The sequence below is a fragment of the Mediterranea sp. ET5 genome (assembly GCF_023337025.1).
GTDB lineage: Bacteria > Bacteroidota > Bacteroidia > Bacteroidales > Bacteroidaceae > Phocaeicola_A.
Genome location: NZ_JAMBLN010000002.1, coordinates 40,965 through 63,753 on the forward strand (window position 1 = coordinate 40,965; position 22,789 = coordinate 63,753).

19 protein-coding genes, 1 tRNA gene and 2 pseudogenes are annotated in these 22,789 nt (G+C 48.1%); 1 reads left to right on the plus strand and 21 read right to left on the minus strand.

Features of this window, described 5'->3' with window-relative positions; all coding sequences use genetic code 11:
• Positions 1 to 10: 10 nt before the first annotated feature.
• The 6 genes and pseudogenes from M3087_RS01660 to purU all read right to left on the minus strand — a co-directional run bounded on the left by M3087_RS01660 (position 11) and on the right by purU (position 4,452).
• Positions 11 to 706, minus strand: a complete 696-nt coding sequence (locus tag M3087_RS01660; protein WP_022384595.1) for a cell division ATP-binding protein FtsE — start codon at positions 704 to 706, stop codon at positions 11 to 13.
• Between the two features lie 110 nt (positions 707 to 816).
• A pseudogene (gene hisIE / locus M3087_RS01665) lies at positions 817 to 1,422 on the minus strand (bifunctional phosphoribosyl-AMP cyclohydrolase/phosphoribosyl-ATP diphosphatase HisIE); the annotation flags it as partial.
• Positions 1,423 to 1,429: 7 nt separating this feature from the next.
• Positions 1,430 to 2,188, minus strand: a complete 759-nt coding sequence (gene hisF / locus M3087_RS01670; protein WP_022384593.1) for an imidazole glycerol phosphate synthase subunit HisF — start codon at positions 2,186 to 2,188, stop codon at positions 1,430 to 1,432.
• Positions 2,182 to 2,949, minus strand: a complete 768-nt coding sequence (gene hisA / locus M3087_RS01675) for a 1-(5-phosphoribosyl)-5-[(5-phosphoribosylamino)methylideneamino]imidazole-4-carboxamide isomerase (protein ID WP_022384592.1) — start codon at positions 2,947 to 2,949, stop codon at positions 2,182 to 2,184. The genes hisF and hisA overlap by 7 nt, the downstream gene beginning before the upstream one ends.
• A gap of 38 nt (positions 2,950 to 2,987) precedes the next feature.
• Positions 2,988 to 3,578: an imidazole glycerol phosphate synthase subunit HisH gene (gene hisH, locus M3087_RS01680; RefSeq protein WP_022384591.1), complete on the minus strand. Its 591-nt coding sequence runs from the start codon at positions 3,576 to 3,578 to the stop codon at positions 2,988 to 2,990.
• Positions 3,579 to 3,594: 16 nt separating this feature from the next.
• Positions 3,595 to 4,452, minus strand: a complete 858-nt coding sequence (gene purU / locus M3087_RS01685; RefSeq protein ID WP_022384590.1) for a formyltetrahydrofolate deformylase — start codon at positions 4,450 to 4,452, stop codon at positions 3,595 to 3,597.
• 132 nt (positions 4,453 to 4,584) lie between these two features.
• On the opposite strand from purU, the gene M3087_RS01690 reads away from it, so the two are divergent.
• Positions 4,585 to 4,658, plus strand: a tRNA-Asp gene (locus M3087_RS01690).
• Positions 4,659 to 4,857: 199 nt separating this feature from the next.
• Here M3087_RS01690 and M3087_RS01695 read toward each other — a convergent pair.
• The 15 genes and pseudogenes from M3087_RS01695 to ccsA all read right to left on the minus strand — a co-directional run bounded on the left by M3087_RS01695 (position 4,858) and on the right by ccsA (position 22,765).
• Entirely contained in the window at positions 4,858 to 5,679 is an 822-nt protein-coding gene (locus M3087_RS01695) for a hypothetical protein (RefSeq protein WP_018452794.1), read from the minus strand.
• A gap of 9 nt (positions 5,680 to 5,688) precedes the next feature.
• Positions 5,689 to 6,510, minus strand: a complete 822-nt coding sequence (locus M3087_RS01700) for a DUF4377 domain-containing protein (protein WP_071150056.1) — start codon at positions 6,508 to 6,510, stop codon at positions 5,689 to 5,691.
• Between the two features lie 312 nt (positions 6,511 to 6,822).
• Entirely contained in the window at positions 6,823 to 8,226 is a 1,404-nt protein-coding gene (locus M3087_RS01705) for a mobilization protein (protein WP_249093293.1), read from the minus strand.
• Positions 8,227 to 8,452: 226 nt separating this feature from the next.
• Positions 8,453 to 9,412 carry a toprim domain-containing protein gene (locus M3087_RS01710; protein WP_249093295.1) on the minus strand — a complete coding sequence of 320 codons (960 nt, stop codon included), beginning with the start codon at positions 9,410 to 9,412 and terminating at the stop codon, positions 8,453 to 8,455.
• A 205-nt stretch (positions 9,413 to 9,617) separates the two neighbouring features.
• Positions 9,618 to 10,694, minus strand: coding sequence for an AAA family ATPase (locus M3087_RS01715; RefSeq protein ID WP_249093297.1), 1,077 nt, complete (start codon positions 10,692 to 10,694; stop codon positions 9,618 to 9,620).
• Between the two features lie 14 nt (positions 10,695 to 10,708).
• Positions 10,709 to 11,017 carry a DUF3853 family protein gene (locus M3087_RS01720; protein ID WP_025066904.1) on the minus strand — a complete coding sequence of 103 codons (309 nt, stop codon included), beginning with the start codon at positions 11,015 to 11,017 and terminating at the stop codon, positions 10,709 to 10,711.
• A 220-nt stretch (positions 11,018 to 11,237) separates the two neighbouring features.
• Positions 11,238 to 12,257, minus strand: a complete 1,020-nt coding sequence (locus M3087_RS01725) for a hypothetical protein (RefSeq protein WP_154043675.1) — start codon at positions 12,255 to 12,257, stop codon at positions 11,238 to 11,240.
• Positions 12,258 to 12,264: 7 nt separating this feature from the next.
• Positions 12,265 to 13,560, minus strand: a complete 1,296-nt coding sequence (locus tag M3087_RS01730; RefSeq protein ID WP_249093299.1) for a YhcG family protein — start codon at positions 13,558 to 13,560, stop codon at positions 12,265 to 12,267.
• A 70-nt stretch (positions 13,561 to 13,630) separates the two neighbouring features.
• Positions 13,631 to 14,972 (minus strand): annotated as a pseudogene (locus tag M3087_RS01735) (phage integrase SAM-like domain-containing protein).
• Positions 14,973 to 15,399: 427 nt separating this feature from the next.
• On the minus strand, positions 15,400 to 16,134 hold the full coding sequence (locus M3087_RS01740; protein ID WP_022384589.1) for a lysophospholipid acyltransferase family protein: 735 nt from the start codon (positions 16,132 to 16,134) through the stop codon (positions 15,400 to 15,402).
• A gap of 35 nt (positions 16,135 to 16,169) precedes the next feature.
• Positions 16,170 to 17,339 carry a metallophosphoesterase gene (locus M3087_RS01745; RefSeq protein WP_249093302.1) on the minus strand — a complete coding sequence of 390 codons (1,170 nt, stop codon included), beginning with the start codon at positions 17,337 to 17,339 and terminating at the stop codon, positions 16,170 to 16,172.
• Positions 17,340 to 17,380: 41 nt separating this feature from the next.
• Positions 17,381 to 18,274 carry a vitamin B12 dependent-methionine synthase activation domain-containing protein gene (locus M3087_RS01750; protein ID WP_249093304.1) on the minus strand — a complete coding sequence of 298 codons (894 nt, stop codon included), beginning with the start codon at positions 18,272 to 18,274 and terminating at the stop codon, positions 17,381 to 17,383.
• A gap of 38 nt (positions 18,275 to 18,312) precedes the next feature.
• Positions 18,313 to 19,656: a dihydroorotase gene (locus M3087_RS01755; protein ID WP_249093306.1), complete on the minus strand. Its 1,344-nt coding sequence runs from the start codon at positions 19,654 to 19,656 to the stop codon at positions 18,313 to 18,315.
• Positions 19,657 to 19,661: 5 nt separating this feature from the next.
• A complete protein-coding gene (locus M3087_RS01760; protein WP_249093308.1) occupies positions 19,662 to 20,411 on the minus strand; it encodes a polyprenol monophosphomannose synthase in 750 nt (249 codons plus the stop codon).
• A gap of 104 nt (positions 20,412 to 20,515) precedes the next feature.
• Positions 20,516 to 22,765, minus strand: coding sequence for a cytochrome c biogenesis protein CcsA (gene ccsA / locus M3087_RS01765; RefSeq protein ID WP_249093310.1), 2,250 nt, complete (start codon positions 22,763 to 22,765; stop codon positions 20,516 to 20,518).
• Positions 22,766 to 22,789: the final 24 nt, after the last annotated feature.

The following is a 22,789-nucleotide window of genomic DNA, read 5'->3' on the forward strand; positions in this document are numbered from 1 at the left end:
TATCTTATGATTAGTTGTTAATTGATTGTTGTTGATAAAATGTCTGTGTGATTTCTTCGACGTGGTGTTCCCGACATTGGTAGACGATGCCCGGATAGTCTCGTACGATTTTCAAGTTGTGTGTGGTCATGACGACTGCCGCTCCCTTTGAACTTATCTCGTGGAGAAGCTTGACTATCTGACAACCGGTTTCTTCGTCCAGATTGCCTGTTGGCTCGTCTGCCAGAATAATCTTCGGCCGATTGAGAATTGCCCTGGCGAGAACAATGCGTTGCTGTTCTCCACCCGACAACTCATGGGGTAACTTATATCCCTTGTTGCTCATTCCCACCCGTGACAGCACCTCCTCGATGCGTGTATCCATTTCGTGCCGGTCTTTCCAGCCGGTGGCTTTCAATACAAAAGCGAGATTGTCATATACAGTCCGGTCAGTGAGTAGCTGGAAGTCCTGAAAGACAATGCCTAGCTGACGGCGCAACCGGGGAATATGTTTGCGTTTGAGTGAGTTCATGTCGCATTCTAATACTCGGGCGTTACCTGCAGCAATACTCAATTCCCCATAGATGGTTTTGAGCAGACTGGTCTTGCCTGTTCCGACTTTGCCTATGATATAGACAAACTCCCCTTCGTTCACTTGGAAGTTGACCTCCGACAGAACGAAATGTTCCTGTTGGTTGATTTCCACCTGTTGGTAATCGATGAGCATGTTGTTTTCCTTTCGTTGACGAGTTAAGAAGTAGACGGGCGGGGAAACCGACAGGTAAAGGCAGTATCCTCAGCCTTCTTGCTTATCGGTTCCCTCATTTTCTTTCGGTTTTATTTATGTCTTTTTTGCAGTTCCCGGGCAAGATCCTCGATGCGCATTCCCTTGGAAGTGAGAAGGACAATGAGGTGATAGAGCAGGTCAGACGCTTCGTAAATCAGTCGTTCGTCTGTTCCGTTCGTTGCTTCGATGACTGTTTCCACAGCTTCTTCACCTACCTTTTGTGCCATGCGGTTCACTCCGGCCTGGAAGAGCGATGTCGTGTACGATTTCTCGGGCATTTCCTGGTGTCGCTTTTCAATAAAGTCCTGCAGGTAACTGAGGAAGAAGATATCAGCGTCGTTTTTCTCTCCCCAACATGTGTCAGCTCCCGTATGGCAGACAGGACCGTCAGGATGTACCTTGACAAGCAACGTGTCCTGGTCGCAGTCGACCTTGATGGAGACAACATGGAGGAAATTTCCACTGGTCTCGCCTTTCGTCCACAATGTCTGGCGTGAACGGCTGAAGAAGGTCACTTTCCCCGTCTCCACAGTCTTGTCGTATGCCCCCTTGTTCATGAAACCAAGCATAAGCACCTTGCCGGTGCAATCGTCTTGGATGATGGCAGGAATAAGCCCATTCATTTTGTCAAAATCTAATTCCATGTGTGTACTGTTGGTTAGTTTATCTTAATCGTACATTTACATTGTGCGCACAAAGATACTGTTTTAATTTCGAAATATTTATTTCTCCGAAGTGAAAAACACTAGCTGCAAGCGCAGCGTCGGCTTTTCCTATCAAAAATGCATCCCTGAAGTGTTCCATAGCACCGGCTCCTCCTGAAGCGATGACAGGAATGGGAAGGGCGTCCGCCAGCTTCGCCAACGCTTCGTTGGCATATCCCGTTTTTACCCCGTCATGATTCATGCTGGTGAAAAGAATTTCGCCTGCTCCTCTGTCCGCGGCTTCATGGGCCCATTCGAAAAGTCCCCGTCCAGTCTCGATGCGCCCTCCATTGAGATAACACTTCCAACCGTCTGGCGTTTCTTTGGCATCGATGGCAACGACGCAGACTTGTGAGCCAAAGTGTGAAGCAATCTCATCAATGAGTTGAGGATTACGCAAGGCGGACGAATTGACCGAGACTTTGTCAGCACCCGCTTGCAGCAGGCGTTCCACATCGCTCAGTTCGTGGATGCCGCCTCCCACGGTAAAGGGAATATTGATATTGGCTGCAACTCGCTCGACAAGCTCGGTGAAGGTCTTCCGTTTTTCATGGCTGGCGGTGATGTCAAGAAACACTAGTTCATCCGCACCTTCCTGTGAGTAGAAGCGGCCGAGTTCGACTGGATCTCCGGCTTCTCGGAGATTGACAAAGTTAGTTCCTTTGACCGTCTGTCCATCCTTGATGTCCAGGCAAGGTATGATTCGTTTGGCTAACATGGCAGGTCCTCCTGTGCTGATGCTTGCACTTTACCGTTGTTGGCGATAAAGCGGTTGATGTCCTGAAGATTGATTCGGTTCTCATAGATGGCTTTCCCCACAACTACGGCCGGTATGCCGGCTGCATTGAGCTGCCGGAGGTCTTCCAGGGAACTGACTCCTCCACTGGCGATGAGATAAAGTCCCGGAAGTTGGGTGAGTATGTTCTGATAGAGTGGAAGTGAGGTTCCTTGCAACATGCCATCTTTGCTGATGTCGGTGCAGAGCACTTGCCTGACGCCCTGCCGGTGATAGTTGCTGAGATAGGGCAGGAGTTCGATTTGGCTGTCTTCCAACCAGCCATTGACGGCAATGACCCCATCTTTGGCGTCGGCACCCAGGATGATACGTTCCGCACCGAAACGCTCCATCCAGGCTGAGAACAGTTCCGGTTGTGTCGCGGCGATACTGCCTATGGTGACCATCTGCGCTCCGCAGGAAAAGGCCGTCTCCAGGTCCTGGTCGCTCTTGATGCCGCCGCCAAAATCAATAATCAGCGATGTATGGGTGGCAATCTCCTCCAGCACCTTGTGATTGACGATGTGTTTAGACTTGGCACCATCCAAGTCTACCAGATGCAGTCGGCGGATGCCATTGTCTTCAAAAGCCTTGGCTACATCCAGTGGACAGTCGGCGTATACCTTCCGGCTACTGTAGTTCCCCTGTGAGAGTCGGACACATTGTCCGTCCATCAGGTCGATTGCAGGAATTATGTCGATCATTGTGTGTACAGTTATAGAGTAAATAGATATTCCTGACATTACAGAGCCAGGAAGTTCCTTAAAATCCGTTCCCCCACGCTTCCGCTTTTCTCGGGATGGAACTGCGTGGCATAAAAGTTGTCTTTCTGCAGGGCGGCACTGAATGGAAGGATATAATCCGTTTGTGCTGCGGTATCCGGGCATATCGGTGCGTAGTAGCTATGGACAAAGTAGACGAATTCTTCGTTGGTGAAGCCTTTGAACAGTTCCCCTTGGGTATGGCTTAACGTATTCCAGCCCATGTGAGGAACTTTGTCGTCATGATTCCGGGGCTGGAAGCGGAGGATGTTGACGTCGAAGATTCCCAGCCCGTCCACATCTCCTTCTTCAGAATGCTTGCAAAGCAGCTGCATGCCAAGGCAGATGCCCAACAAGGGTTGGCGAAGCGAGCAGATAAGCTTGTCCAATCCCGTTTGTTGCAGATGGCGCATGGTGTTAGCCGCTTCGCCTACTCCGGGAAAGATTACTTTGTCCGCTGCCAGAAGAATTTGCGGATCAGCCGTGATGCAAGGCTCAACGCCTAACCGTTTCAGCGCATGACTGACAGAGTAGATGTTTCCCGCATTGTATTTTACGATAGCTACATTCATACTATATAATAAGGTGTTAGTTGAAAATGACCGTTTTGTTGTGATATGCCAATATTTTCTGTTCGATATGTTTCTGGACTGCTCGGGAGAGAACAATCTTTTCCAGGTCTTTCCCCTTGTTGATCAGGTCCTCCAACGTATCTTTATGCGTGATTCTCACCACATCCTGTTCGATGATGGGGCCGGCGTCCAGCTCGTTGGTGACATAGTGACTGGTGGCTCCGATGATTTTCACTCCCCGTTCGAAGGCTGCATGGTAAGGGCGTGCCCCGATGAATGCCGGCAGGAAGGAATGGTGGATATTGATGATACGCTGTGGATACGCCTTGATCATGCGGTCAGAGATGACCTGCATGTAGCGTGCCAATACGATGAAGTTGACATTATATTCCTCCAACAGTTGCAGTTCCGCCTTTTCCTGTTCCATCTTGTTTTCTTTGGTAATGGGGAACACGTAAAAAGGAATGCCGAAGCGTTCAGCCACCGGCTTAAGGTCAGGATGGTTGCTGATGATGAGCGGAATATCTACATGCAGCTCTCCCGCAGTATACCGTGCCAGAATATCAAACAGACAGTGTGACATCTTCGACACAAAGATAGCCATTTTAGGCTTTATGTCTGAGAAATGGAGCTGGAATTCCATCGCGTACTTTTGTGCATACAATGTCTGGAAATAATCGTGTATCTTTTCCTTGGGGATAAGAAAATTCTCCAAATCCCATTCGATACGCATAAAAAATGCACATTCAGCGTGGTCGACATATTGATCGAGGTAGATGATGTTGCCTTGATTGATGGTAATAAAGTTGGTCACTTCGGCTAGGATACCCTGTTTGTCCGGGCAATGTAACAGTAATCTCGCAGTTGTAGTCATACGTATTTTTCTCTTGTCTATTTTTGTAACGGCACAAAAGTATGAAAAAAATGTGAGTCATTGCATTTTATTTCTTCAAAACCTTCTTGCATATTCGAAAAAGTATTTATATTTGCACCCGTAATCCAACAAGGTGCGTTAGTTCAGTTGGTTAGAATACATGCCTGTCACGCATGGGGTCACGGGTTCGAGTCCCGTACGCACCGCAATAAACATTGAAAATCAATGTTTTACAGAACAAACACCCGACTTTACACCCAAGAATGTAAAGTCGGGTGTTTTTTTGTATTATTTAATTTATCATCTTTGTGGTAGAGGATAAAAATAAAGCAAACGAAAAGAACAACCAAGTTTTCTTCATTTGCTTTATATGATATGCAGGCTTATCTGCTTAATATATCATTATCAATTCAGGATGTATTCAGGAATGGATGCTGTTGCAAATGCTCCTATTATTTCATAGTCTGTTTCGGGAACGGTCAGTATCATGGTGTAGTCTCTTGGGGGAACGCTTTTTGTCGTGGCATTGCTGATAAGTTCCACCCAATCCACATCCAAATAGCTTTTGATAATTTCCAGTACTGCTTGAGAATCACTAAACGATAGGGCGAAGTCGTGGATTTCCATTGGAGCATTTTGTGCAAAGTTTCCGGATGGATCGGCTGAATAACTCAGACGCAAATAAGAAACTGTTTCCTCTCCATTCTGCTTGACAAAGAACTCATAAGTGCCTTCGGCAAGTGGTGTATTATTCAATTGGTGCTGCATATTGTCCATTGTAAAAAAATAGCAATCCCGCGCTTTATTGTTAACCAGATAGAGCATAAGGTTTGAAGTCAGCGTGGGATGATTGCTTTCAGCAATGCCGTATGCAATGTAGCAGTCTGTGACTTTCACTTCGACTGTTTCCTTGTCGCCTGTCACATTGTCCGTCAGAGTAAGCGTAGTAGTTCCTTTCTGTTTGCCTTGCAAGGCAACATAGGTACTTCCTCCTTCATTCTGAACCTTGTTGGCTTCTACTATCGTTTCGTCCGCTACGGACAGGCTGATGTCGCCGCTTCCATTGGTAATGGGAATCTCAGTGATGCCGCGCCACAATCTTACTTCATAATAGGTCTTTTCAAGGCTGAACGGGGACATTGGTTCATTTTCATTATTGTCATCGTTACATGCAGAGATAAATAGACTGATGATAATAAAAAAGGGAGCGATAAGTTTATTCATCATGACTATGTGTTATTGTTTTTTTATGGTAAATTCCACCTTTTGAAGTCCCTTTTTATAAACATTGGCAAGGATGAGTGCGTAACGAACTTCTTCGCCGGACTGCATGGATTGTGTAATGTGGGTAAACTCATCTTCGGGTACAACATCTTTGAACATCGGACCGTGTGATTCGTTGCGTACCAAACGAATTTCATCTGTAAACGGAGACAGAACAAACGAATAAATAGCCATGTAAGGCACGGACTCAAATTTCACCCAATTCGGGTCTTCTTTGTCAAGGACATCTTCCAGCCATATACGCGCTGAACTGTAGGATGGCAGCATTGAATCATACCCATCGTCATAGACTATTTTACCATTCTCATCAACAATATACCCTTTGCTGATGGCATATTTCTCAAAAGGACACAAATCTTGATATTCAATATCTTCTTCGGATGTTATCTCCTCATCGACCGGAATTTCCGGTTCTGTCACAAGTCTGTCTTGGAGAATACGGATAAGCGAATACGTACGGTCGGAACCATCCGCAGGTGGATTGGCGAGAATTGTCCGCTTTACCGATAGATAGTATTCGTGTCCTTTTATGTAAGTAAAGCCCTCAATGCTGTTGAATCCGAGAGGTTGCCATTCTTCGGAATCACCTTCCGTCTTGACGAGCATGCACTCTATGGGATTCTCCTTTTTGTCGTCGCCCCATGCATACATTACGCCTGTTTCTGCTGAAACCAGCATTCTAATCTCTTTGACTGAATCTTGGGGCTCATCATCACTGCAAGCTGATAACAGAAAAACTGTGATGAACAGAAATGAAGTGATAAGTTTATTCATATTCTGACTGTTATGTTCTTGATTGACCCTGTCAAGATGTTAAGTTAATAATAGCAGAAAACGTGAGCCAACTATGCTACGTCTTAACTTGAAGGTCGTAGGAAACCATAGATGCAGATGTAACAATAGCAGCCCACGCTATAGCGTGAGAACCACTATGCTATCCTTGCATCTAATTTGAAAATTTCCTACGTTTTCAAGTACAAGATAAGCATAACGCTTCTTCTTTTTCTCTTATGTCTTGGAAAGAGTTGCCTCAATCCGTTTGCAAAAATACAGAATTTTATTGAAATCCAATCAAGTACCATCGAATTACATCCTAAATCCTCTACTTTTTCTTGGCTCTTCTGCTGATTTACGTAAACTATGCCGTAATTTATCAAACTGTTCTTTGAACCATTCGCCAATCGGCTGTCTGTTTATGGTCAGTACCAGTTTGCTGTCATCTGTCGGATTCCTTTCTACCTTGAAAATATCATTCTTGATATCAAACTTCCGCCTGTGTTCTTCGGAATAAATCCTGCCATTGCACCTGATAGCTTCTTTCTTTGTCAGGAGGCTCTCTATCATTTCTTTGGTGAAGCCGATGGCAGCGCACAACTTTTCCATTCTCAACATCTCCCTGAGCATCGGAAACCACTTGAAAGCCTTTTCAAGCAGGGTATTCAACCGTGATATTTCCTTGTCTTTGGCTTCAAGTTCCTGATTGTGTATTCCTTGCAGGTTGCGTATCTGCTTGCCGTGCTGTTCCTGCATACGTTGCATTTGGGCTTTCAAGTCATCAATGCCCTTGTCCCGTTTGGCAATTTCCTGACGCAATTCTTCATTGGATTGTTCCAGTTTCTTCATTTTCCCGCTGCCGAAGAGAGAACCCACTCCGCTTGCTATAACCGTAGCGGCATCGGTGGCTGCACTTTTGAGCTTGTCCGTGCGTATCTCCGATTTCACCTGTCTGAGTTCCTGTTCGGCAAGATTCACCTGTTGCTCCTTATGCCGCTTTACGGCTTCTATGCGTTGCAGTTCGGCTTTCTGTTTTTCAATGATGAAATCGTTCCGTTCCAGATGTTCTTTGCCTGTTACGGCTTTTGACTTACCACGCTCCATCAGAAGGATGTCGGATGCCAAGGTCTGCATCTGCATCATGTCATCGTCATTGAGCTTGCGGCTCTTGCCTGTATCGTGGTTCATCCAGTCGAATACGATATGCGCATGGTAATTCGGCTTGAACCACCTTTCGCCTACCTTGAAACTCTCCCTGTCCTCCGGGTCAGGCTGTCCGTTCAGCCAATGCCCTTCGTCCTTGTGCAGGAAGATTTGGAGCGGTGTGATGCCCCAGCGTCTTTGGCACTCCTCGCCAAACTTATGCACATCTGCCAGTGTGGTGTCAGGTCTGATGAGCAACACTCCCTCACGTATGGGTGAACATCCTGCCACTTTGATAATCTTGCCGTTCTTGCCTTTGCGCTCACGTTCTTTTTCCTGCATGGCACGACCTGTCTTTTCCTTGACCATCCGTTTGATGTCCTCATAGTGCGCCTGCAATTCGGGACTACCGAAGTCCGGGTTTATCCACTGCTCGTTATTTGCAGAGAGTTCGGATACCACATATACTTTGGATTTTCCGATGTTGCGCATATACTCGGCAGTTCTCCGGTTATGAGCCTCGCTTGATGCCACGTTGCAAGGCTTGATATGTATGCTTGATTTTGTTGCCATCTATTCAATTTTTAATTTGATTGTTTACTAAATCTGTTTGTTGCTTTCCGCACATATCCGCAAGGGGTTCTTAGGGGTGCAACCCATGAGCGGAGTTTCCAAAGAGAGGGTCACTCTTTGGTCGGGTTGCATAGGGCTGAAAGCCCTTGCCGGGTTCTTAGGGCAGCGTCCTAAGCCCCTCGGGAGAGCCCACAACTACGAAAGCGAAGCGTGTAGTTATAGTGGGCTATAACCGGAAGCCTTTCGGTTTCTTGGGTAACGCATCATTCCTCTTTTTGACGAATTGCATTTGCTCTTTTCTATCCGCCATGCGTTTCTGCAAATACTCGTTCAGGTCTTTGCATCCGCTGTAGATTTGTGAAGCGTCCCGTATATGCCGGGTGCTGTCGTATTCCTTGCGGATTTGCTGAAGGGCTTCCATTCCTGCACGGTCATTGTCAAAAAAACAGTGGATTCGCTCATAGCTTCCCAATGGATAAAGTGCTTTGGAAACATTGGCAACAGAGTTCAGAACCATGTAATCCTGCCTGTCGAATTCAGGGTATTGCGGACAGCTTTCGAGCCGTAGGGTCAGAAATGAGAGGTAGTCCATAAATCCCTCGAAAACGAAACACGTGACCTTTGGCTCTCCCGACTGTCTGATGTGGGATATTTCCTTCGGTGCGATACAGCCCTTGAAATATCGGTTGCGGATTTCATAGCCGCCCGACATGTTGGGAAACGCAATGGCGAAGTACCGTTTGCCGTTGTGCGTAAACCGCGCTTCCTTACATTCTTTTTTCGCCAGTGCCGGATTTATCCCCCTTTCCTGCAAGTAAGCGAGCAAGGCAGGGGAAGAAAGCGGCACGATTTCCAACTGTTGGAAACTCGGCTCTGTAAATGACTGCTTGCGAAAAGAGAAAGAAACGGGGTGCACGTGCGGTGCTTGTTCCTCTATGCGTTTCAAAAGGTACGGCACGCTGTCCGTTGCATAGAGGTGCGAAGCCAGCGCAATGATGTTGCCGCCCTTGCCGAGCGCAAAATCATACCATTGGTTCCGCTCGGTGTTCACCTTGAACGAGGCTTCGGTTTCTTCCCTGAACGGTGATTTGTACCAAAGATTGATGCCCTGCCGCTTCACCGGGCTATATCCCAAGCTGTGAAGGTATTCTTCCAGCCTGATTTGTTTTGCTGTCTGTATGTCCATAAATGATTGTCTTTATCGGTTATTGTTTGTTTTTCTTTTCGCCAGTATCTGTTTATAGGTTACTGGCTGTATAACCACTTCACTTTATTGTCGTATATATAGGATACGGCTTAAAGTGAAGCGGTTTGATGCGCTCCTGCAACCACTTCGCTTTATCCTAATATATAGACCCGGAGAATAAAGTGAAGTGATTGCAGGAAGCGTGTCAATAGTGGAAATCCGGTTCGTATCTGTACTTCCTGCCATTTTCCTGCACTATCATCCGCTTGTTCTTCAACACTGTGATGAGCTTAACCAGCTTGTTGTCGCTTAACGGAACACCCACCAAGGCATACGACTCTTTCAATGCTTTGCTCAGTTCCTTATATCCGTATTCGTCCTGCAACGAAAATGCTGCTTCCAGTGCTATCCGGTGTTGTTGCTCGGAAATGTCCTTGCAGGCATCAAACCTTTCGCCTTGGGGTCTGCCGGGCGCTTTGGCTTCTGTCTGGTAATCCTCCATCAGTTCAGGCAATGCCCTTTCATTGATGCGGAAGGCAAACGGCTCGAAGTCCATCGCACGGATGTGCATGGCGGAAACCTTGCTGATGTCCCCGTTGCTTTTGTCCTTTTCAACGAGCAGTACGGTTTCAGCCTTGTTGTTCAGTTCCGTGCCGATATGTCCCCTTGCGTTCTCATCCCCCTTGTTCTGGTGGAGTATCGTGTGGATATGTATCTGCCTGTCGTCCGTCCACTGCATCAGTTTCGATATGATGCGTGTCGATTCGCTGGGGCTGTTGATGTCATACACCATGTCACGGATACCGTCTATCACCACCAGGCCAAGGTTCGGCGTATGGTAGATTGCCTGTTCGACAATCCTTATGCGCTGCTCCGGCGTGTATTTCCGCAGGGCAAGGAACTCAAGGTTTTCGTTGTCCTTGTCATCGGGCAGCCCTGCCATACGCATGATGCGCTCCATCACATTCAGACAGTGGTGGGGGCTTTGCTCCGTATCGACATAAAGCACTTTCCGTTTGGCTTCGGGAAGTTCAGCCGCATACCTGAGCACCGTTCCGTTCTTCAATGCCGCCGCCACGATAGCTGACACATTGAATGTCTTCTTGCTTTTGGCTTTGCCGATGGATGCGCTGAAATTTCCCAATGTACCTATTACAGAACCTTTCACACTGAGGATTTCGGGGGCTCTCTCGTATTTTCCCGACAGGCTCAACCGTGAGGCTTGCCAGAGGATTACCGCCTGTTCGTCCGATATTTCCCGGATGTCTTTCATATAGTCCATAGCGATTCCCCCCGTTACTTGCGTCCGCCTGTTTTCTTCCCTGCCAGTTCAAGGGCAAGTTCCGCATCCACGATAATCTTGCGCCCTATCTGGGTGATAGCCTTGTCTATTTTTCCGCTTTTCTTTATGCGGTTGGCGGTGGGCAGGCTGCATCCGAACAGTCTGGCTATGCCGGGTATTCCATACACATACTTTCTGTTTGTGTCCGTTACGGGCTGTGGCTGCGCTTCCGTCTGAACGGAAGCGTGTCTGCTTAACATGATGAACTCTTCGCCTGTCATCTGCCAGACGGGTTTGGATAATAATTCTTGTAGATTTTGCATAGTTCTACTTTTTTGATTCAACAATCAGCCCTGCGCACTGGCTGTTATTTCTGTTCTCGAACGGTGCAAAATTAGGTAGGGTTATGGGTGGTAAGGATGGGGACGGTATAATCCGAGCATCGCTGTATCTTATTGAATATCAGAAAATAAAAATACCACTCAAAAATTAATTTGAGTGGTAAAAGTGGAACTTTCGTAAAATATCAGGATATGTCACCGATTATCTGAATATATGCTCCATTTCTTTGGCGAATTTCTGGTTGCTGTCACTGGGGAAATCAGAAACTGGCTCCTTGTACTTGGACTTGTAGTAGCTGTCATCAATATCCAGCAGTTTCAGTATCCCGGCTTTCCATTTGTCCTTGTCCTGTTTGGAGAGTTTTTCGCTCATGAGGAATATCAGATAGCATACACGTATCTTCTCTCTCGGTTTAATTCTCAACTTGCAGTTGCAGGGGTGCAAGTTCATATTGGCATAAAAATCCGGTGCGGAAATTTCCTCGAACTGTTCTCCAACACATACCTCATGAATGAGCGAAAGCAATTTCATGCTGAAATACTCTTGTTGTTCATCCGCCGTTTCCTGCTGACTGATTGGCTTGCCCGGCTCGTCCTGTCGTTTCCCGTCAGGAATGTATTTCTTCAATATATCCAGAAAAAGGCAGCTTTGACGGTACATGTCCGCACAACGGTTCTTCATATATTGGAATGCCTCTTTCCTTGCTGCCTTTTGCTGGTCATAGAGTTCATTCAGTTTGGCTCTTTCCTTGTCATATTCAGCCTTGCAGCGTTCATATTCTTTTTCAGCCTGTTTTTCCTCTTCGGCAGTATGTTCCCTGTAGCCAATGGAATCATACCTGTTGTTGGCTTCATTCAGCGGCTTGCTTAGGCTCCTTGTTACATCCTGTTGGGCTTCAATTTCAAGGGAATACCTTTCCATGTGTCGATAGCAAGCACGCTCTACGGCACTATCACTCAACGGGCACACCTCATAAGCCTGTATGCTCTTTTCTATTTCGGTTTTCAGGCTGTTGAGTATCAAGGTGTATTGTTCTTTTTGCCTGTCAAGCACCAGTTCAAGGATAGCAGCCTCAAAAGACTTCATGTCATTGTATTCCTGACAGAAATCGGAAATGAATTTTTGTCTGTCAAAAGAGAAAACGCGATTGTCTATATAGTCCCTGTATATTCTGTTGAGTTCCCCGTATCGGGGAATCATCGTCTGTATCTTGTCTGCCATAGGTGTCCTACTTTTGTCTGTTCTTTTCATTGTCAAGAAGCATCGTCAGTTCTTCTTCCACCTGTTCTATACTTGGCAACGCTGATTTCAGGTTCTCCGGCACAGCCTTGCTGAGCTGGTAATCGCTGATGCCGATAGGCTGGTCATAGCCTGTCAGTGCATATTGCGCGACAATCTCATCCTTGCCCTTGCACAACAGCAGCCCGATGGTCTTGTTGTCATTCTCTCCCCTCAGTTTGTCATCCACCACATTGATGTAGAAGTTCAACTGTCCGGCGTATTCCGGTTTGAACGGGGTAGCTTTCAGTTCCACAACTACGTATGCATGGAGCTTTATGTTGTACAGAATCAGGTCGGCATAGAAATCGCTGTCGCCTATCTGGAAATGTTTCTGCCTTGCGACAAAGGCGAATCCGTTGCCCATCTCCAGCAGATAACGGGTAATGTGCTTTACCAGTTGTTCTTCTATGTCCCTTTCGTCCGCACGTTCTTTGGCTCCTGCCAAGTCGAAGATATACGGGTCTTTTAACAGGTAGTTGGCAAGATCGCTTTGGGGCGCAGGAAGCGTGGCGGTAAAATTATTGACTTTACGGCTGTTGATTTGCCGTTCATACAGTTTGCTTTCAATCTGCATTTTCAGGACATTGCTGCTCCAGCCCATTTCCACGGATTGTTTCATATACCAGTACTCCACGCCCAACGGAAGAGAACTGTTCAACAGAATCACATGGCTTGCCCAATTGATTCTTGCGACAGGTGATGCCAGGAACAGTTTTTCCATGTCCTCAATCGGTACTTGATAAACGGAGGCTACTGTTTGGACTACATCCTGAATTTGTGCAAGAGGTTCTTGCACAATTGCAATTTCCTTATTGTCTGATGATTGAATTTGCGCAAGAGGTTCTTGCGTAAATGTCATATTGTTCAGGCTTTGAAGTTCATCCGTGATTTTCTGCACACTTGGAGCAAGTAATTTCGCATCGGTTTCTATAAAACTCCGTAATGCGCCCAATGGATAGGAGCGTGCGAACTGGCACATATAAGCCAAGTTCCTGACCGAATATCCTTTCTTTTCAGGATAACTGAACCGTATCGCCTGCGCCAGTCTTTTGATGACCTTGCCGCCCCAGCCTTGTCGGTTCTGGTGGTACAGGATATAATTGCCCATCTTCCAATAGTGGAACAGCATCTGCGCATTGGCTGCACTGATGAGCCGGACTTGCGCCTGCTCTATTTCTGACCCGATGGCATTGACAAAAGCCTCGAAACTTCTTTTCTCTATATTGTTATCGTTGTTGCTCATTGTTGTATGTATTGAAAGTTACAAAGATAAGCCCAATAACAGGCATCCCGTGAAACTTGATGATTGTTTTTTATAGTTGGTTGAATTTGTTCATCGCATTGGCTTTCACATCATCAGCAATGTCGATGTAGGGTTTCATAGCCTTGTAGTCACTATGTCCTGTCCATTTCATCACTACCTGTGCCGGAATACCGAGAGCCAAAGCGTTACAGATGAAAGTCCTCCTTCCGGCATGGGTGCCCAGCAATGCGTATTTGGGCGTAATGGTGTCTATACGCTTACTGCCTTTGTAATAGGTTTCACTTACAGGCTCGTTGATTTCGGCAAGCTCGCCCAACTCCTTTAAGTAATCGTTCATCTTCTGGTTGCTGATGACGGGGAGAGCCTTATGCCCCTCGAATTCCACATCCTTGTATTTGTCGAGTATTGCCTTGCTGTGGTTGTTAAGCTCGATGATGAGCCTTTCTGCGGTCTTTACGGTAGTTATTTCTATATATCCGTCCCTGATGTCGCTTTTCTTCAGGTTATGCACATCCGAATACCGGAGTCCGGTAAAGCAGCAGAACAGAAAGACATCCCTCACCCGTTCAAGATATTGCTTTGTTTCGGGTATCTGATAGTTTTTGAGTTTGTTCAGTTCTTCCCAAGTGAGGAATATCACCTTTTTCGGTGTGCTTCGCAATTTGGGGTTGAAATCTTCATAGGCATTGTTCATGCAATACCCTTTCTTGGTACACCAGCGCAGGAACCATTTCAGATAAGCAACCTGTTTCATGATGGACGTGTTCCGCATATCTTCGGTGTCTTTCAGGAAATTCACATACTTTGTTAGCTTGGGTTCATCCAACGATTCAAAAGTCAGTCCCTTGTCAAACTTTTCAAGATGCTTCCTGACTGCGGCAAATTTCTCATAGGTGGCATCAGACCAGCCGTTTTGCGTACCGCACTCCTTGATGAACTCATCAAACACCTCCAAAGGCAGAAATACGACCGGAGCCTGTTCCTCATCTTCCTTTTTTCCATTGTGCAATCTGTTGAACGCGTCCTTTACCTGCTCGGTAGTCGGCATAAATCCCTGCACCTCGAACTCCTTAAAGATGTTCTGTATTTCAGTGTAGTATTTCAGCAAGTCCGCATTGATTTCCGATGCACTTTGCTTCAGCTTGTTGGTGCATCCGTTCTTCACACGCTGCTTGTCGGCATCCCATTTGGCAACATCAATGCGGTAGCCTGTTGTGAACTCGATGCGGTGGCTGTCAAAAACAACACGCATACGGATAGGGACATTCTCCACGATTGGCACTCCGTTCTTCTTGCGGCTTTCCAATGAAAAGATGATGTTTCTCTTGATGTTCATAGCTGGGTGTATTAAAATCAACACCCAAATATACACCCAATAATTGAAACAACAAAAGGTATTTAATGATATTTAGTAATATAGTTGATTTGTAATAACTTGATTATTATCAACATATTGCAGCTTTGTGAGATTTCTTGATTGTGTAAGTTAAAGTCCCGTACGCACCGCCAGTTACAAAGTAAGATTAGGAAAAGCTCTGATTCCCAACGGGATTGGAGCTTTTTTATTTTTGGGAAACCTGTTATAAGGGCTCCGTTTTTATGGCTTTGAATCGGATAGGAATTGGGATAGAGAGCAGGCTTAACTGAAAAGTATGAGAGTTATTGAGAACGAGCAGGAGGGAAAGCGATGGATGCCATTGGTGCAATCCACGAATTGTGTATGTCAATCCTTTTGGAAAGAAAGATTCCAATACTTCTGCGAAAGTTATGGAGGCTTTCGGCGGAAGTATTGGAATGATATAGAACGCGTATTTGATTTTAATCCTTATAGCATTCAGGCAGACGGCTTTGTACGGCTGAATAAGCTTTTTCCATGGTAATTTTGATATCTTCCGGTCCTTGTCCCTGTGGATAGATTGGATCATGCATGGTGAGAATCATGCGGTGACGTCTGATGAAACCTCCGGTACGTGGCAATACCTCGAATGAACCGTCGATGGTTAGGGGGACAATGGGTAGCTGGAGCTCATCTGCCAATTGGAAAGCACCTTTTTTGAATGGTTTCATTTTCCCATTGAAAGTGCGGCTGCCTTCCGGAAATACGACCAGCGAAGTTCCGTCAATCAATGTATGGCGTGCTTGTTCAATCGTCTCCTGTATCTTCTTGGGACCGGATTTATCAACAAAGATATGCCCGGCGGACTGGCATGCCTTTCCAACAAAAGGAATGCTGCGGAGCGATTTCTTCATCATCCATTTGAAGTTACGTCCCAAAAAGCCATATATCAGGAAGATGTCAAACGAACCTTGATGGTTGGCTACAAAGATGTACGATTGGTTGGTTTTGACCAGCTGGTTGTTGTTGACCTTAATCGGGAGTAACAGGATACGGCAAATCAGTTGGGACCAGATCTTACCGGGGTAATACCCCCAAAAGTGCGCACTTCCGATGAATGAACCGACGATGGTGGTCAAAGCCGTCAGTAGAGTGAGGACTAGCAAGATTGGCAATGCAATGCATAGTTGATAAACGCGATATACTATTTTTCCCATGATTATGATATTCGATTTGGCTGCAAAGGTAATGGTTATTTCTGTTTTTTGTGTAGAGTTATTACAGTAATTTCGGGCCATGCGCCAAAGCGGAAGGGAAGCATAACTTCACCTGCGCCGATGTTGACGTAAAGGCCGCGTTCGTTTTCCAGATACATTCCACGATTCTCAGGGTAAAACCAGGAGGCAGGTGTAAATCCGAAAAGCAGGAACTGCATGGCATGGGTATGTCCGGCAAGCATCAGCTGTATATCGGTGTCGGGCAATACTTCACGACGCCAGTGGGTCGGATCGTGACTGAGTAGGACCTTGAACATTCCTTCCGTACCTTTCATCGCTTTGGGGAGATCACCTCTTTCCGGGAATGGAGGATAACCTTGATTCTCGACACCGATCAAAGCGATGCAGGTATCTCCCCGATGAATCAGTGCATGGGCATTGTTCAGCATTTTCCATCCCATTCGGGCCTGACGTTGTTTGAGCTCTTCCAGATTGGCTGCCCGCTCACGGGGACTGTTCCATCGGATGTAGGTGCTATAGTCGTGATTGCCCAGTACGGAGAAAACACCGTCGGGAGCATGGAGCTGCTTGAGTATGTTTTCGACACCGTCCAATTCCGTGGCGCGGTGATTGACCAGGTCTCCCGTAAAGACAATGAGATCGCCTTGTTGTCGGTTCATGAGATCGACGAGCTCCTGGACACGACGGGGATAACCGGCAATGGTTCCGATGTGCAAGTCCGAGAACTGTACGATGCGGTAACCGTCGAAGGCTTCAGGGAGGTCAGCCGATTCAAACGAGACTTCTTTGACCTCATAGCGATGCCATCCGCAAATAGTGCCGTAAAGTACCATTGCCATGCTGGACAGAGCGACAAACAAACCGGAGGCTGTACCAACTGTAGCTGCGGGTTTCCATAACCGTCGGAATGCTCTGCCAAGGAGAGAGAAGAGGCAGAACAATCCTTTGGGAATGGTAAATGCCATATAGACGATGACGAACAATCCTGTCAGATGGGTCTGTCGTGCACTGTAATCTTCGTGGGTGACAAGGATGACCAGTGTCACAAGCAGGACAAGTGACGGCAGGAAGTAGAGTAACCGGAGCCACCATCGTCGGGTGAGATGGTGGATGTAAGCTGCATAGATGTACCAATCGGATAACACCATGCAGATTAATAAGAAGAGGGTGATTCGTTGAAGCATGATATTAGATTTACAGGTTATTTCTTTTCGCAATCCAGGGACTACTCACTTAAATTGGCGGCAAGGAACTTCCGCATCTCTTCAAGGCTCTTGCCTCGGCGGGATGCATAGTCGGCAAGCTGGTCTTCTCCAATCTTTCCTACGGCAAAGTAATGGGATTGCGGATGAGCGAACATGAGTCCGCAAACTGAAGCACGGGGATCCATCATACCGTTTTCCGTCAAGTGGATACCGATTTGCTTCATGTCCAGCAATGCATCGAGCAGGAAGGTGACGGATTGGTCGGGCAGGGAAGGATAGCCGACTGCCGGGCGTATGCCCTGATATTCTTCCTTCAGCAGTTGGGGAATGGTGAGCCGTTCATCCTTGGCATAGCCCCAGAACTCTTTGCGTATCTGCTCATGCAACCGTTCAGCTGCTGCTTCAGCCAGGCGTTCGGCAAGAACATGCACCAGCATGCGTTTGTACGGGTCGTTTTCGTAGAGTTCTTCCATTTCCCGGTCTACGGTTGTGGCAAACAATCCTACGGTGTCGGCGACTCCTTGTTCCATCGGACGGACAAAGTCGCTCAGGCAGAGACAGGGGTCTCCGGGCTTTTTAACTGTCTGCTGACGTAAGAGGGGGAATACCGTATCATCGTCAAGTATCAGGTTATCTCCCTTGCTGTTGGCTTTACAAAGGCGGAATACACCGTGAACCTTGTAGTCTTCATCCAACTGCCAGAGCATGCGTTGGGCTTCTTTGAAAAGCTGCATGGCTTCGGCTGCCTTGGGACGGTCTTCTTCCGGAAAGTCCGTCAGCCACATGGCGCGGCAGGCATCACATCCATGTACGTTGCCAATTTCGGCAAAGCGGGGTTGAAATCCCCAGGCATGGAAGAAATAGATCCAGTTGATGTAGTCGGTCAGTTCGTGGATTCTGTAAGTGATAGTCATAGTTGTAAATGTTGAGGTTGGGTTAAAAATAAATCGTATCAGTTTCGCTGGAAGCGGAGGGCTTGTCCGCGGCAGTCGTCGTCAATCTGTCCGTGGTTGTATACTTGCCGTCCGTTGACAAAAGTGCGTTCCACTCTCCATTGGAAAGTGTGCCCTTCCAACGGACTCCAGCCGCATTTGCTCAGGATGGTATTGCTATCGACCGTCCACGGGCTGTTCGGACGCACCAGAACCAGGTCTGCCTGGTATCCCGGACGGATGTAACCGCGTCCTTCGATGGCAAACAGGCGGGCCGGTGCATGACACATCTTTTCCACGACGTCTTCCGGACGCAAGATGCCGGCATCCGCCATTTCGAGCATGGTGACGAGGGAGAATTGCAGCATGGGCATTCCGGAGACGGCTTTCAGCGCTCCTCCCTCTTTTTCTTTCAGCAGGTGGGGAGCATGGTCTGTAGCAATGACATCAATCCGTCCGTCGGTCAGTGCACGGCGCAGTGCATCCCGGTCGGCAGCACTTTTGATGGCCGGGTTGCATTTGATGCGTGTGCCCAATGTCGCGTAATCATCTTGTGTGAAATAGAGGTGTGCGACGCAGGCTTCGGCGGTAATGGCTTTCTGCTCCATGGGGGCGCTGCTGAAAAGTTCCAGTTCTCGTGCAGTGCTGACATGGGCAATGTGCAGACGGGCTCCGGTCTCTTTAGCCAACCGGACTGCCAGGGAGGAAGAGCGGTAGCAGGCTTCGGCATCTCGTATTTCCGGATGGAACCGGATATCCGGGTCATCCCCGTAAAGTGCTTTATAGCGACGGGTATTTTCCGAAATGATGGACTGGTCCTCACAGTGTGCCACGATAATCATGCCTGCTTCCCGGAAGATTGTGCGTAAAGCTTCCATACGGTCCACCAGCATATTGCCTGTGCTGGAACCCATGAACAGCTTGACGCCGCAGACCTGATTCCTGTCCAGCTCTTTCAGCAGGGGGGCATTGTTGTTGGTCGCTCCAAAATAGAACGAATAGTTCACCCGGCTTTTGAGGGCAGCATCCCGGAATTTGTTTTCCAGGGCTTCCAGGGTGGTCGTCTGCGGATTGGTATTGGGCATGTCCATGAATGAGGTGACGCCACCGGCAGCTGCGGCACGACTTTCGCTCACCATGTCTGCCTTATGCGTCAGCCCCGGGTCACGGAAATGTACATGGTCGTCGATGACTCCGGGCATCAGGCAGGCACCTGAACCGTCGATGACGGTGTCGCATGCAGCACGGGGCTTCTCTCCGGAACGGAGTACTTCGGAAATCTTTTCGCCTTCGATGACGACGGCTCCGTCAAAGGTCTGTCCCTCATTGATGATGCGGACGTGGTCGATGAGTAATCTGTTCATAGGGCTTAGGATTGTTTACGTTTGGGATAATGTTTGAACCAGCTGTCTAGCTTCAGTTGGATGACGCCCAGCATGGCCTCACCAAAGATGCCTCCGCTCATTTTGGATGTTCCAAGTTCGCGGTTGATGAAGATGACCGGCACTTCCTTGATTTTGAATCCGCATTTGTAGGCGGTGAACTTCATTTCAATCTGGAAGGCATAACCCTTGAAACGGATGTGGTCGAGCGGTATGGTTTCCAAGACTTCGCGTCGGTAACATTTGAAGCCGGCTGTAGTATCATGTATCTTCAGTCCGGTAACGAAACGCACGTATTTCGAAGCGAAGTAGGACATCAGGACACGCCCCATGGGCCAGTTCACAACGTTGACCCCGCTGATGTAGCGGGAACCGATGGCAACATCGTACCCTTCTTTTGCACAGGCATCATAGAGACGGGGCAGGTCGTTGGGGTTGTGCGAAAAGTCTGCGTCCATCTCGAATATATAATCATAGCGGTGCTCGATGGCCCACTTGAATCCGGTGATATAGGCGGTGCCCAATCCCAGCTTCCCTTTGCGCTCGATCATGAACAGGCGCTCGGGAAACTCACCTTGCAGGCGGCGCACGATGGCTGCTGTTCCGTCGGGTGAACCGTCCTCGATGACCAGAATGTGGAACTCTTTCTCCAGGCCGAAGACGGCACGGATGATGTTTTCGATGTTCTCCTTCTCATTATAGGTCGGGATAATAACAATGCTGTCTGCTGTTTGCATGTGACTTCTATAAATAAATATATGTGTTGCAAAGGTAGTATAATCTCCAAAAATCATACACGGCAGACTGCTTTTTCTTTCTTGAGAGTGTCCTTGTTTCTCCCTTATGCATAGCTGTGCATGCCGCCGAGGAAATAATTCACCCCAATGTAGGTCATCAGGACGGTCAGGAAAGCGCCTGTCATATAGAGGTGGTAGTTCAGCGGACGTCTGAACCAAGGCAGCGAAGTGCCGTGAAGGGCGACTGCATAGCACAGGAAGCTGATGAGAGCCCAAACTTCTTTAGGGTCCCAGCCCCAGTAGCGTCCCCATGAGATATTTGCCCAAATGGCACCAACAAATATACCGATGCCCAGCAGTGCCAATGCGGGATAGAGAAACAGTCGGGAGATGACATGGAGTGCCTGTATGTGTTCGGCATGTAGTGGTTGGTTGGGACGGAAGAATTGCAATGTCAGGGCAACGATACCACAGAGGAAAGTGAAGGCAAACAAAGCGTATGCCATCATAATGAGCGAAACGTGCAGGCTCAGCAGCGGGGATGACAGTACCGGGACGAGAGGGGTAATCTGGGGATCCATCTGTCCGATGGAAGACACCAGCAAGAAGAAGCCGGCAAGCAGGAAACCGAAAGACAGCAGAAAGGGGAGGCGTTTGATGACCAGCAGGGTAATCAGTTGCACACACCAGGCAAGCACCAGCATTGTCTCATAGCCATTGCCCATGGGGATGCGTTGGCTGATGATGCCTCTGAGTATCAGGCAGGCGGTCAGGGCAAGGAATGAGAGGAGCAACACTCCGGCAGCGGCATGTTGCAGGTACCTGCCTTTGCGTTCCGTGGGCGTGGTTTTGTGTAGCAGACGGATGAGATATAGAATGAGCAAGACCAGTCCGACTGTCAGATTGATTTTGTAGAGAAGGTCTGAAAAGGGGATATGGTTATACAGACGTTCTGCTTTCAGACGGTGTTCAGAAGGCAATGAATGACCGCCGTATTTCTGTTGGTAACGGTCTACCTTTCCGACGATTTCCTTAAATCCATCTTCCTGACCGGGGACAATACCGAGCAGATAGATGAGGTTGAATGCCTGATTGACAAAGAGGGCTTGTCCGCTTTCTGTTTCGAGGGGTAGTGGGTCGACGGGGCTGTACCAACGGACGTTCCCTTTCGTATCGGTGGCAGGAAACATGCGGAGACATTCTTTGCGGCGCAGGGACATGATGAGTTGCAGGCGGTCATCCATGTCGGTGGCAGCCTTTTCTTCCGGAGTGTTTTTCCTTGGGTCGTAGTTTCCAATGAGGTCTCCCAATAGATAGCCTTGACTTGAGGAAAAGAAGTCATCGACGGAGGCCCATTCTTTCAGTCCGGTAGCTTTGCGGAGGGCACGGCTTTTGACATGAATCAGCGGGACGTGGTCCCAGTCGCGTGTATAGAAGATAAAGCCTGTCAGTACTTGTTCGGCGGAATAGTGCTTGAAGGAGCGTTTGCCGCTAAGTTTCTTGGTGAAATCGATGGCAAATGTCTGGAGTGGGCATACCCGTCCATTGTATTCGATCAGCAGTTCACCAAGTTGTCGGGCTTGTTCCTCCGTCAGGGTGCGTGGCTTTTCTTCCTGTGCGTTGACAAGGCAGGGAAAAGCTGCAGCGAACAGGAGGAAGGCGCCCTTGCGCAAGACGGGATGTCGAAGCAGTTTGCGGAAGCTGCCTTTCGGGTCGGCGAGCATACCGAGCAGGGAAGCAAAGAGCAGGAAATAGCCGAGGTAGGTCACGGTTACGCCCCAAGGGTCTTTGTTCAGAGTCAGATAGCTGCCCCGTTCGTCGGAATCGTAGGAGGACTGATAGAAACGGATGTTCCGATAGGTGTAGACCCGGTTCATGGCAACCATGCCTTGTACGGTCGTTTGTCGTTGCGTATCATTCAGGGTAAAGTGGCTGCGGTAGTCGGCGGGAGCATTCGTCCCACTGTGGTAAGTCACTTGGAAGCGGTCCAGAGTCAGGGTGAACGGGAGGGGACGGACGCGCTGTCCGTTGTCGGTCTCTTCCAGGTAATTGCTGACCGGAATTCCTTCGCGCAGGTGGACAATTCCCCGACGTGCCGTGAGGGAAGTGAGCAGAGCGCCAAGCAGGATGATTACCAGAGACAGGTGCAAGGACAGACTGTACATCCGGTGGCGTTTGTGGCGGAAAAAGCAGAGCATGCCGGTGAGTGCCAGTATGCCCCAAAGCAGGGCAAACCACCACGAACCGTAGAAATGTTCCAGAACGAAGGGAGTGCCCCGGCTCTTTTCGACAAAAGTAATGATGCTCAACAGGAGGATGAGCAGGTACAGGAGGAAGAAGGCTATGCGTTTCATACAGGGTCAGGTCAGGAGGTAATA

Coding starts and splice junctions, on each gene's coding strand:
- M3087_RS01660 (WP_022384595.1), bottom strand. CDS start 706: ATGCTCATCGATTACCAACAGGTGGAAATCAACCAACAGGAACATTTC.
- hisF (WP_022384593.1), bottom strand. CDS start 2,188: ATGTTAGCCAAACGAATCATACCTTGCCTGGACATCAAGGATGGACAG.
- hisA (WP_022384592.1), bottom strand. CDS start 2,949: ATGATCGACATAATTCCTGCAATCGACCTGATGGACGGACAATGTGTC.
- hisH (WP_022384591.1), bottom strand. CDS start 3,578: ATGAATGTAGCTATCGTAAAATACAATGCGGGAAACATCTACTCTGTC.
- purU (WP_022384590.1), bottom strand. CDS start 4,452: ATGACTACAACTGCGAGATTACTGTTACATTGCCCGGACAAACAGGGT.
- M3087_RS01695 (WP_018452794.1), bottom strand. CDS start 5,679: ATGATGAATAAACTTATCGCTCCCTTTTTTATTATCATCAGTCTATTT.
- M3087_RS01700 (WP_071150056.1), bottom strand. CDS start 6,510: ATGAATAAACTTATCACTTCATTTCTGTTCATCACAGTTTTTCTGTTA.
- M3087_RS01705 (WP_249093293.1), bottom strand. CDS start 8,226: ATGGCAACAAAATCAAGCATACATATCAAGCCTTGCAACGTGGCATCA.
- M3087_RS01710 (WP_249093295.1), bottom strand. CDS start 9,412: ATGGACATACAGACAGCAAAACAAATCAGGCTGGAAGAATACCTTCAC.
- M3087_RS01715 (WP_249093297.1), bottom strand. CDS start 10,694: ATGGACTATATGAAAGACATCCGGGAAATATCGGACGAACAGGCGGTA.
- M3087_RS01720 (WP_025066904.1), bottom strand. CDS start 11,017: ATGCAAAATCTACAAGAATTATTATCCAAACCCGTCTGGCAGATGACA.
- M3087_RS01725 (WP_154043675.1), bottom strand. CDS start 12,257: ATGGCAGACAAGATACAGACGATGATTCCCCGATACGGGGAACTCAAC.
- M3087_RS01730 (WP_249093299.1), bottom strand. CDS start 13,560: ATGAGCAACAACGATAACAATATAGAGAAAAGAAGTTTCGAGGCTTTT.
- M3087_RS01740 (WP_022384589.1), bottom strand. CDS start 16,134: ATGGGAAAAATAGTATATCGCGTTTATCAACTATGCATTGCATTGCCA.
- M3087_RS01745 (WP_249093302.1), bottom strand. CDS start 17,339: ATGCTTCAACGAATCACCCTCTTCTTATTAATCTGCATGGTGTTATCC.
- M3087_RS01750 (WP_249093304.1), bottom strand. CDS start 18,274: ATGACTATCACTTACAGAATCCACGAACTGACCGACTACATCAACTGG.
- M3087_RS01755 (WP_249093306.1), bottom strand. CDS start 19,656: ATGAACAGATTACTCATCGACCACGTCCGCATCATCAATGAGGGACAG.
- M3087_RS01760 (WP_249093308.1), bottom strand. CDS start 20,411: ATGCAAACAGCAGACAGCATTGTTATTATCCCGACCTATAATGAGAAG.
- ccsA (WP_249093310.1), bottom strand. CDS start 22,765: ATGAAACGCATAGCCTTCTTCCTCCTGTACCTGCTCATCCTCCTGTTG.